Source organism: Bradyrhizobium sp. (assembly GCF_050014615.1).
Taxonomy (GTDB): domain Bacteria; phylum Pseudomonadota; class Alphaproteobacteria; order Rhizobiales; family Xanthobacteraceae; genus Bradyrhizobium.
Genome location: NZ_JBEKCZ010000208.1, coordinates 1 through 9,810 on the forward strand (window position 1 = coordinate 1; position 9,810 = coordinate 9,810).

General features: G+C 63.1%; 10 protein-coding genes and 1 pseudogene. 10 read left to right on the top strand and 1 reads right to left on the bottom strand.

The annotated features are described in order from the left end of the window. From yidC to ABR948_RS24965, 10 genes and pseudogenes are all read left to right on the top strand, one after another. Nucleotides 1-1,457 (top strand): annotated as a pseudogene (gene yidC, locus ABR948_RS24920) (membrane protein insertase YidC); the annotation flags it as partial. Between the two features lie 157 nt (nt 1,458-1,614). Then, a complete protein-coding gene (yihA, locus tag ABR948_RS24925) occupies nt 1,615-2,265 on the top strand; it encodes a ribosome biogenesis GTP-binding protein YihA/YsxC (RefSeq protein WP_428123118.1) in 651 nt (216 codons plus the stop codon). Next, on the top strand, nt 2,265-2,645 hold the full coding sequence (locus ABR948_RS24930) for a DUF423 domain-containing protein (RefSeq protein WP_428123120.1): 381 nt from the start codon (nt 2,265-2,267) through the stop codon (nt 2,643-2,645). Before yihA ends, ABR948_RS24930 begins: the two co-directional genes overlap by 1 nt. Before the next feature lie 80 nt (nt 2,646-2,725). Next, entirely contained in the window at nt 2,726-3,622 is an 897-nt protein-coding gene (gene argB, locus ABR948_RS24935; protein WP_428123121.1) for an acetylglutamate kinase, read from the top strand. A 32-nt stretch (nt 3,623-3,654) separates the two neighbouring features. Then, a complete protein-coding gene (locus tag ABR948_RS24940) occupies nt 3,655-4,641 on the top strand; it encodes a DUF1036 domain-containing protein (protein WP_428123132.1) in 987 nt (328 codons plus the stop codon). Nucleotides 4,642-4,812: 171 nt separating this feature from the next. Further along, a complete protein-coding gene (locus ABR948_RS24945) occupies nt 4,813-5,511 on the top strand; it encodes a pyrimidine 5'-nucleotidase (protein ID WP_428123122.1) in 699 nt (232 codons plus the stop codon). Between the two features lie 234 nt (nt 5,512-5,745). Continuing rightward, a complete protein-coding gene (gene dapD, locus ABR948_RS24950; RefSeq protein ID WP_428123123.1) occupies nt 5,746-6,591 on the top strand; it encodes a 2,3,4,5-tetrahydropyridine-2,6-dicarboxylate N-succinyltransferase in 846 nt (281 codons plus the stop codon). Between the two features lie 106 nt (nt 6,592-6,697). Continuing rightward, a complete protein-coding gene (locus tag ABR948_RS24955; RefSeq protein ID WP_428123125.1) occupies nt 6,698-7,360 on the top strand; it encodes a DUF805 domain-containing protein in 663 nt (220 codons plus the stop codon). Further along, nucleotides 7,357-8,511 (top strand): succinyl-diaminopimelate desuccinylase, encoded by a 1,155-nt coding sequence (gene dapE, locus ABR948_RS24960; protein WP_428123127.1) that lies wholly within the window; start codon nt 7,357-7,359, stop codon nt 8,509-8,511. Before ABR948_RS24955 ends, dapE begins: the two co-directional genes overlap by 4 nt. Then, complete coding sequence (locus ABR948_RS24965; RefSeq protein ID WP_428123129.1) at nt 8,508-9,065, top strand: phosphorylase family protein; 558 nt, start codon at nt 8,508-8,510, stop codon at nt 9,063-9,065. Before dapE ends, ABR948_RS24965 begins: the two co-directional genes overlap by 4 nt. A gap of 117 nt (nt 9,066-9,182) precedes the next feature. On the opposite strand, the gene ABR948_RS24970 is transcribed toward ABR948_RS24965, so the two are convergent. Further along, nucleotides 9,183-9,810 (bottom strand): tRNA pseudouridine synthase A (locus tag ABR948_RS24970; protein ID WP_428123131.1); only part of this gene is annotated, 628 nt, incomplete at its 5' end.

The window sequence follows — 9,810 nt, forward strand, 5'->3', positions numbered from 1 at the left end:
AATGCCCGACCAGAACACGCTCTGGCAGCCGGAGACGAGCGGCAGCCTGACGCCGGGCCATCCGGTAACGCTGAAATATGAGAGTGGCGATGGATTAACTTTCCGCCGCACCATTGCGATCGACGACCGTTATCTCTTCACGATCAAGGACGAGGTAACCAATGTCGGCAACGCGCCGGTCACGCTCTATCCTTTCGCACTGATCTCGCGGCACGGCACGCCCAAGACCTCGGGCTATTACATCCTGCATGAAGGCCTGATCGGCTATCTCGGCGATCAGGGTCTTCAGGAATATACCTACAAGAAGATCGACGACGCCAAGAGGGTCGACTTCAAGGTCACCAATGGCTGGCTTGGCATCACCGATAAGTATTGGGCCTCCGCGCTATTGCCCGATACCCGCGCCCAGTTGCAGGCCCGCTATTCGTCCAACCTTGTCAATAACGTCCGCACCTATCAGACCGATTACCTTCAGGACCCGCAGACGATTGCGATCGGCGGCACCGGCAGCGCCGACACGCGGCTGTTCGCCGGCGCCAAGGAAGCCGGCGTCGTCGGCATCAATTTTCCTGTCCTCGGGCCTGCCGGGTACAACAAGCAGCTCGAACTCAACCATTTCGATCTTCTGATCGATTGGGGCTATTTTTACTTCATCACCAAGCCGATGTTCCTGGCGCTCGACTTCTTCTACAATTTCATCGGCAATTTCGGCATCGCGATCCTTCTGGTGACGGTGCTCGTCAAGCTGATCTTCTTCCCGCTCGCCAACAAGTCCTACGCCTCGATGGCGAAGATGAAATCGGTGCAGCCGCAACTGGCCGCGCTGAAGGAGCGCTATCCCGACGACAAGGTGAAGCAGCAGCAGGAGATGATGGAAATCTACAAGAAGGAGAAGATCAACCCACGACAAGGTGAAGCAGCAGCAGGAGATGATGGAAATCTACAAGAAGGAGAAGATCAACCCGATCGCCGGTTGTCTTCCCGTCGCCTTGCAGATTCCGGTGTTCTTCTCGCTCTACAAGGTCTTGTTCGTCACCATCGAAATGCGGCACGCGCCGTTCTATGGCTGGATCAAGGATCTGTCGGCACCCGATCCGACCAATCTGTTCAATCTGTTCGGCGTGTTCAGCTTCGATCCGACCCAGCTGCCGCTGTTCGGGCACTACCTCGCGCTCGGGGTGTGGCCGATCATCATGGGCATCACGATGTGGTTCCAGTTCAAGCTCAATCCGACGCCGCCGGATCCGACCCAGAAGATGATCTTCAGCTGGATGCCGGTGATCTTCACCTTCATGCTCGCCGGCTTCCCGGCGGGGCTGGTGATCTACTGGGCGTGGAACAATCTGCTTTCGGTGCTGCAACAGAGCTTCATCATGCACCGCAACGGCGTGAAGGTTGAACTGTTCGACAATCTCAAGACCACCTTCGCGTCGAAGAAGGCCGAGTCGAAGACGTGATGGGCTCCTCCTATTGAGCCTGATATAAGAAACAGGAACTCTCAACTCGTCATGCCCGGCCTTGTGCCGGGCATCCACGTCTTGCGACGTTACCGAGAAAAAAGGACGTGGATGGCCGGGACAAGCCCGGCCATGACGGTGGACAGAAAGCCTTCGCATGACCACGGATACCGATGCGAAGCTGATCGAACAGGGCCGCAAGCTGTTTGCGGGCGACTGGCAGTTTTTCTGGGCCTCGCCCTCGATCGAGACGCTGCCGCCGATGGCGGGCATGGAAGTCGCCTTTGCCGGCCGTTCCAATGTCGGCAAATCGAGCCTGATCAATGCGCTGACCGGCCGCAACGCGCTGGCGCGGACCTCGCACACGCCGGGACGCACCCAGGAATTGATCTTCTTCGAGGGCCCCGAAAACGCCGGCTTCCGGCTGGTCGACATGCCCGGTTACGGCTATGCCGCCGCGCCGAAGGCCAAGGTGGCGTCCTGGACCAAGCTGATCCACCAATTCCTGCAGGGGCGCAGCAGCCTGGCGCGGGTCTATGTGCTGATCGACGCCAGGCACGGCCTCAAGGAGGTCGATCTCGACGTGCTGAACACGCTCGACAAATCCGCCGTGAGCTACCAGGTCGTCCTCACCAAGGCCGATCAGGTCAAGCCGGCCGCGCTGGAAGCCTGTACCGCGGCTACGTTGGCCGCGCTGGCCAAACACCCGGCCGCTTTTCCGGAAGTCATCGTGACATCCTCGCGCACCGGCGCCGGGATGGCGGAACTGCGCGCCGCCATGGTGCGCCTGCTCGGGGAGCGCAGTTGATGATGCAATCCCGTCTGTTCCGCATCCTGATCATCCTGGCCGGGATCATGGGCGCCGACGGCGTCATCCTGGCGGCCGCCTCGGCGCATCAGGGCGACGCGACGCGGCTGGTGCCGGCGTCATCGATGCTGCTGTTTCACGCCACTGCCATACTCGTGGCCGTGGCGCTGGCCGAACGCGGCATCATTCATCTGCGGATCGGGATCGCCGCCGCGTTCGGCTTTGTGATCGCGGCCGCATTGTTCGCCGGAGACCTGACGCTGCGGCACTATGCCGGCCACAGCCTGTTCCCGATGGCCGCGCCGACGGGCGGCACGCTTCTGATCGTGAGCTGGCTGCTGCTCGCGGTGGCGGCGGCATGGCCACGACGCGGCACCTGAAACGGCGGCCGACATGCTTTGCGCCGTGCCCGCCAATCAGATAGAACCCGCCCCATCCTGCATGCCGTGAGACCCGCTTCATGACCGACGCGCCATATATCAGTCCGCTCGATCAGGCCCGCATCCTGTCCGAGGCGCTGCCGCATATGCAGCAATATGACGAGGAAACCATCGTCATCAAATATGGCGGCCATGCCATGGGCGCCGAGGACCTCGCCAAGGCGTTCGCGCGCGACATCGTTCTGCTGGAACAGACCGCCATCAATCCGGTGGTGGTGCATGGCGGCGGGCCGCAGATCGCGACCATGCTGAAGCGGCTCGGCATCCAGTCGGAATTCGCCGACGGCCTGCGCATCACCGATGCCGCGACCATCGAGATCGTCGAAATGGTGCTGGCCGGTTCGATCAACAAGCAGCTGGTCGGCTACATCAATGAAGCCGGCGGCAAGGCGGTCGGCCTGTGCGGCAAGGACGGCAACATGGTGACGGCGTCGAAGGTGACGCGCACCATGGTCGATCCGGGTTCGCACATCGAAAGGGTGGTCGATCTCGGCTTTGTCGGCGAACCTGAAAAGGTCGACCTGACCCTGCTGAACCAGCTGATCGGCTATGAGCTGATCCCGGTGCTGGCGCCGCTGGCGACGTCGCGAACCGGGCAGACCTTCAACGTCAACGCCGACACCTTTGCCGGCGCGGTCGCGGGCGCCTTGAAGGCCAAGCGGCTGTTGCTGCTGACCGACGTTCCCGGCGTGCTCGACAAGTCGAAAAAGCTGATCCCGCAGCTGTCGATCAAGGACGCGCGCAAGCTGATCGCCGACGGCACCATTTCCGGCGGCATGATCCCGAAGGTCGAAACCTGCATCTACGCGCTCGAGCAGGGCGTCGAGGGCGTCGTTATCATCGACGGCAAGATGCAGCACGCGGTCTTGCTCGAACTGTTCACCAATCAGGGCACCGGCACACTGATACACAAGTGATGATCGAGGCGGCCACGCACACCAGAGCCATCATGGCCGGATTTATTCCGGCCATCGCCCTGCTCGCGGGTATCGCGCCGGCCCATGCCGATCTGAAACTCTGCAATCGCATGAGCTATGTGGTCGAGGCCGCCATCGGCATCGACGACAAGGCCGCCACCGCGACGCGCGGATGGTTTCGCATCGATCCGGCGGCGTGCCGCGTCGTCGCGCAGGGCACGCTGACCGCGGATCGCATCTTGCTCAACGCCCGCGCGCTCAGCGTCTACGGCTCGTCGCCGATCCCGCAAAACGGCGGCGACACGCTGTGCATCGCGCCCGACAATTTCGTGATCGCGGCCGCGCGTCAGTGCCGCCCCGGACAGACCCCGGCGCCGTTTACCCAGATCACGCCGACCCCGACCGACGACGGCAACCTGGTGGCCTATCTCGCCGAGGACAGCGAATATGATGACGAGCAGGCCAGGCTCGCCGGCATTCAGCGGCTGTTGGTGATCGCGGGCTACGACGCGGCGCCGATCGATGGCGTCGATGGCCCGAAAACCCAGGCCGCGCTGGCGGCATTCCTCAGGGCTCGCGGGCTGACGCCGGATATCGTGCAGGCGCCGAATTTTTTCGCGGCAATGATCGAGGCGGTGCAGTCGCCCTCGTCCACCGGGCTCACCTGGTGCAACGATACCCCGCACAAGATCATGGCCGCCGTCGCCACCGACGATGGCAAGGCGGTGACCAGCCGCGGCTGGTACCGCATCGAGCCCGGCAAATGCCTGCATCCGGATGTGACCGGCCAGCCCAAACAGATTTTCAGCTTCGCCGAAGCCGTCGACGCCGAAAACCGCGCCATCAGGTTCAAGGACCGGCCGCTGAACTGGGGCGGCACCACCCAGCTCTGCACGCGCGAGAACAAATTCGAGATCAGCGAGCAGGGCGACTGCGGCACCCGCGGCCTCGCCCCGATCGGCTTTGCCGTGGTCGACATGTCGAGCGGCGGCAAGACGCTTCGTTTCGCGATGCCATGATGAAAAGCTCCATCGTCGTCCCTGCGAACGCAGGGACCCATAACCCCTGCTCTGAGTCGATACCGCTGGCGCCAACCACGATCGCAGGCAACTCACACCGTGCCCATCGTAACCGCCGCGGCGTATGGGTCCCCGCGTACGCGGGGACGGCCCGTTGAGAGATTTGTGACAATGATCGAGAAGCCCTCCCGCCCCTTCAGCCATATCGACACCTGGGTGTTCGATCTCGACAACACGCTTTATCCGCATCACGTCAATCTGTGGCAGCAGGTCGATCAGCGGATCGGCGAGTTCGTCAGCGCCTGGCTGAAAGTCTCCGCGGATGAAGCGCGCCGGATCCAGAAGGATTATTACCGGCGCTACGGCACCACCATGCGCGGCATGATGACCGAGCATGGCGTGCGCGCCGACGACTATCTCGCCTATGTGCACCAGATCGATCATTCGCCGCTGCAGCCGAATCCGGCGATGGGCGCCGCGATCGCCAGACTGCCCGGACGCAAGCTGATTCTGACCAACGGCTCGATCGATCACGTCGACAAGGTGCTGGCGCGGCTCGGCATCGCCACGCATTTCGAAGCGGTGTTCGACATCATCGCCGCCGATCTGGAACCGAAGCCGGCGCCACAGACCTATCAGAAGTTCCTCAGAGATCACCGCGTCGATCCCGCGAGCTCGGCGATGTTCGAGGATCTGGCGCGCAACCTCGTCGTACCGCACCAACTCGGCATGACCACGGTGCTGGTAGTTCCCGACGGCACCAGGGAAGTCGTGCGCGAGGACTGGGAACTGGAAGGCCGCGGCGCCGCCCATGTCGATCATGTCACCGACGATCTGACCGGGTTTTTGCTGGGGCTGGCCCCGACCTAGAGCTCACCACTGCCAAAACATTCGGTCGTCATGCCCGGACTTGATCCGGGCATCCATCAACCTTCAAAAGAACCTCGCGCAGAAGATGGATTGCCGGGTCAAGCCCGGCAATGACGAGGGAGGAGCCGCAAGCCCCGCTTTCGCGGGTGATGACAACCGAAACAGTTGACTCTCCCTCCCCAAATCCCGAAAAAGCCCCTCGCTCAATCAACAATACCGCCCAAGGAAATCTCGATGTCTCTCGCTTCCCTCGAATCCACCGTCAACACCGCGTTCGACGCCCGCGACGGCATCTCGGCCGCGACCAAGGGTGAAGTCCGCGACGCCGTGGATCATGCGCTCGATCTGCTCGACAAGGGCGAGGTGCGGGTGGCGCAGCGCGAGACCAGCGGCAAGTGGAAGGTCAATCAGTGGCTCAAGAAGGCCGTGCTGCTGTCGTTCCGCCTCAACGACATGGCCGCTATTTCAGGTGCCGCCGGCAACGCCTCGTGGTGGGACAAGGTGCCCTCGAAATTCGAGGGCTGGGGCGAGAATCGCTTTCGCGACGCGGGTTTTCGCGCCGTGCCGGGCGCCATCGTGCGCCGCTCGGCCTTCATTGCCCGAAACGTCGTGCTGATGCCGTCCTTTGTCAATCTCGGCGCCTATGTCGATGAAAGCACCATGATCGATACCTGGTCCACGGTCGGCTCCTGCGCCCAGATCGGCAAGCGCGTGCACATTTCCGGCGGCGTCGGCATCGGCGGCGTGCTGGAGCCGCTGCAGGCCGAACCCGTGATCGTCGAGGACGATTGCTTCATCGGCGCGCGCTCGGAAGTCGCCGAGGGCGTGATCGTGCGCAAGGGAGCGGTGCTGGCGATGGGCGTGTTCCTCGGCGCCTCCACCAAGATCGTCGATCGCGACACCGGCGAGACCTTTGTGGGCGAGGTTCCGGAATATGCCGTGGTGGTGCCCGGCAACTTGCCGGCCAGACCCTTGAAGAACGGCCAGCCCGGCCCCTCGACGGCTTGCGCCGTGATCGTCAAGCGCGTCGACGAGCGCACCCGCGCCAAGACCAGCATCAACGAGCTGCTGCGCGACTAAGATTCATTGTTCGGGGCGGGATCTCGCCCCGAAATCGAACCAAAATCTGTCAGAGACGACCAACCTACCGGGCCGGGGCCATTTTCGGCGGTCCGGAGCTTGGGCGATGGGCAAACTGACGGACAACCAATTTCTGTTCGGCTTCGAGGGGCGCATCAACCGCGCCAAATACTGGTACGCGCTGTTTGCCAGTATGATTTCCTGCCTTGTTTTCATGCTGGCCCTGGCACTCGCGATCGGCATCATCTTCGGCGTCCACGTCAAATCCGTTGACATCCAGATCTTCGCCATCTTCGGCATCCCGCCATCATTCCCGTTCCAGGCCAGCTTCCGTAAGGCGGACCCGGAGACGACTGCACTCATTTCCCTGCTATTCCATCTGGCGGGAACGCCGATCGCGGTGGTCGGCATCTGGATCATGGCGGCCACCACGATCAAGCGGCTTCACGATCGCAACAAAAGCGGCTGGTGGATCGTCGCGTTCTTCATTGCCCCGGCCATGCTTGGCAGCCTCGTGGACCGGCTCGACGATGAATCTTATGTGGCCGTCGCCGTCGCCCTCGTCGCGTTCGGCTTTTATGCCTGGGGCTTCGTCGAGCTGCCGTTCTTCAAGGGGACGCGCGGCCCCAACCGGTTCGGGCCCGATCCGCTGGCGTCGGTCGTTCGAGACGCTCCTGTCGCGACGCGCTGGGACCAGCACAGCGAACTGGAATTTGTTCCGCACAGTGCTAGCCCATCGCCGGGACCTCATGTTAAGCGGGAGACATGAATGACGCCGTTTCCATTACCCGCGACCTCGTGCGCTGCCCCTCCGTCACCCCGGCCGACGCCGGGGCGCTGGGCGTGCTCGAAAACATCCTGAAATCCGCCGGCTTCGAGGTGCATCGCGTCACCTTCAGCGAACCCGGCACCGCCGATATCGACAACCTCTATGCCCGCATCGGCGGGCGCGCGCCGCACCTCAGCTTTGCCGGACATACCGACGTGGTGCCGGCCGGCGACGAGGCCGCCTGGACCCACGGCGCGTTCTCGGGCGACATCAAGGACGGCTTTCTGTATGGCCGCGGCGCCGTCGACATGAAGGGCGGCATCGCCTGCAGCGTCGCGGCGGTGCTGGAATATCTCGCGCACGTCGGCGGCAAACCAAAAGGCTCGATCTCGTTCCTGATCACCGGCGACGAGGAAGCCATCTCCGTCAACGGCACCGTCAAGCTGCTGCAATGGGTCGCGGCGCGCGGCGAGACATTCGACCACTGCGTGCTCGGCGAGCCCAGCAATGTCGAGACGCTCGGCGATTGCATCAAGGTCGGCCGCCGCGGCTCATTGTCCGGCACGCTGTATGTCGACGGCGTGCAGGGCCATGTCGCCTATCCGCACCGCGCGGCGAATCCGGTGCCCGATATCGCGGGGCTGGTGGTGGCGCTGAGCCAGGAACCACTCGATCACGGCAGCGCGCAATTCCAGGCGTCGAATCTCGAATTCACCTCGATCGATGTCGGCAACACCGCCAGCAACGTGATCCCGGCGCAGGCGCGCGCCAAGTTCAACATCCGCTTCAACGATTTGCATACACAAGACTCGTTGCGCACGCTGGTCGAGCAGCGCATGACCAAGGCGGCCGGCAATCGCGTCCGCGCCCGGATCGTGTGGGAGTATTGCAACGCCAACGTGTTCGTGACCAAGCCCGGGGCCTTCACCGACCTCGCGGTCGCGGCGATCGAAGAGGTCGCCGGCCGCAAGCCGGAATTAAGCACCTCGGGCGGCACCTCGGATGCGCGCTTCATCTCGAGCTACTGTCCGGTGATCGAGTTCGGCCTGGTCGGCCAGACCATGCACCAGGTCGACGAGCGAACGCCGGTTTCCGATCTCGAGCAGCTGACCAAAATCTATCGCGGCATCCTCGACCGCTATTTCGCATGACCGGCCGCATCCTCGTTCTCACCGCGATCGACGACGAACTGGACAAGGCGCGCGCCCCCGCGGGCGTCGAGGTGATCTATAGCGGCGTCGGCAAGGTCAACGCCGCCAGTGCGGCGACACTGGCGCTCTTGGTGCTGCGGCCGGCACGGGTGATCAATTACGGCACCGCGGGACGGATCAACGAAGCGCTTTCCGGCCTTGTGGAAGTGGCGCATGTCGTGCAGCGTGACATGATGGCGATGCCGCTGGTGCCGCGCGGACGAACGCCGTACTCGTCCAACCTCGACCGGTTGTCCTCGGGGTTTGGCGACGTCACCTGCGGAACCGGCGACAGTTTCGTCACATCGCCCGATCCATGGCTCACGGAGAATAATATCGACGTCGTCGACATGGAACTGTTCGCCATCGCCCATGTCTGCCAGCGCCACTCGATCCCCTGGCGCTCATTCAAATTTATCACCGGCGATGCCACCGACTTCGCTGGTGATCACACTGCCGATATCGCCGAGGGACAGGATTTGTTCTGGGATGCGCTCAAGAAGCTCTCCGATTAGAAACAGGTGTCATCGTCCGCGAAAGCGGACGATCCAGTATTCTGCGGCGTCTCGGTTCAATCCCATCAGGCACGGCGTACTGGATACCCCGCCTTCGCGGGGTATGACGGCTGTGGTTCAATAATCCACCCGCACCAGATAGAGCCCGTCGGGCGGCGCGACCGGGCCGCAGGCGGCGCGGCTGCGGGCGGCCAATGCGGCCGCGAGATCGTCGGCATTCCAGCGGCCTTCGCCGACCCAGACCAGTGAGCCGACCATCGAGCGCACCTGGCTGTGCAGGAACGAGCGCGCCGAGGTCACGATGTTGACCGCGTCGCCGTCTCTGATGACATCGAGCTGGTCCAGGGTTTTTTCCGGCGATTTGGCCTGGCATTCGGTGTCGCGAAACGTGGTGAAGTCGTGCTTGCCGATCAGGCGCTGCGCGGCCTCATGCATCGCATCGGTATCGAGCGGCCGCGGCAACCGCCAGACATGGCCGAGTTCGAGCGCGAGATTGGCGCGGCGGTTGCTGATGCGATAAAGGTAATGCCGCCGTTTGGCGGAAAACCGCGCCTCGAAATCATCCGGCACGATCTCCGCACTGAGCACGCCGATCGGATGCGGCCGCAAATGCGCGTTCAGGCCGTCGCGCAACCGGCCCGGCACGAAAGGTTTGGCAATGTCGCAATGGGCCACCTGCTCCAGCGCGTGCACGCCGGCATCGGTTCGGCCCGCGCCATGGACACGCACCTGTTCGCCGCAGATC

Coding starts and splice junctions, on each gene's coding strand:
- ABR948_RS24945 (WP_428123122.1), top strand. CDS start 4,813: ATGATCGAGAAGCCCTCCCGCCCCTTCAGCCATATCGACACCTGGGTG.
- ABR948_RS24965 (WP_428123129.1), top strand. CDS start 8,508: ATGACCGGCCGCATCCTCGTTCTCACCGCGATCGACGACGAACTGGAC.
- ABR948_RS24955 (WP_428123125.1), top strand. CDS start 6,698: ATGGGCAAACTGACGGACAACCAATTTCTGTTCGGCTTCGAGGGGCGC.
- argB (WP_428123121.1), top strand. CDS start 2,726: ATGACCGACGCGCCATATATCAGTCCGCTCGATCAGGCCCGCATCCTG.
- dapD (WP_428123123.1), top strand. CDS start 5,746: ATGTCTCTCGCTTCCCTCGAATCCACCGTCAACACCGCGTTCGACGCC.
- dapE (WP_428123127.1), top strand. CDS start 7,357: ATGAATGACGCCGTTTCCATTACCCGCGACCTCGTGCGCTGCCCCTCC.
- ABR948_RS24930 (WP_428123120.1), top strand. CDS start 2,265: ATGATGCAATCCCGTCTGTTCCGCATCCTGATCATCCTGGCCGGGATC.
- ABR948_RS24940 (WP_428123132.1), top strand. CDS start 3,655: ATGGCCGGATTTATTCCGGCCATCGCCCTGCTCGCGGGTATCGCGCCG.
- yihA (WP_428123118.1), top strand. CDS start 1,615: ATGACCACGGATACCGATGCGAAGCTGATCGAACAGGGCCGCAAGCTG.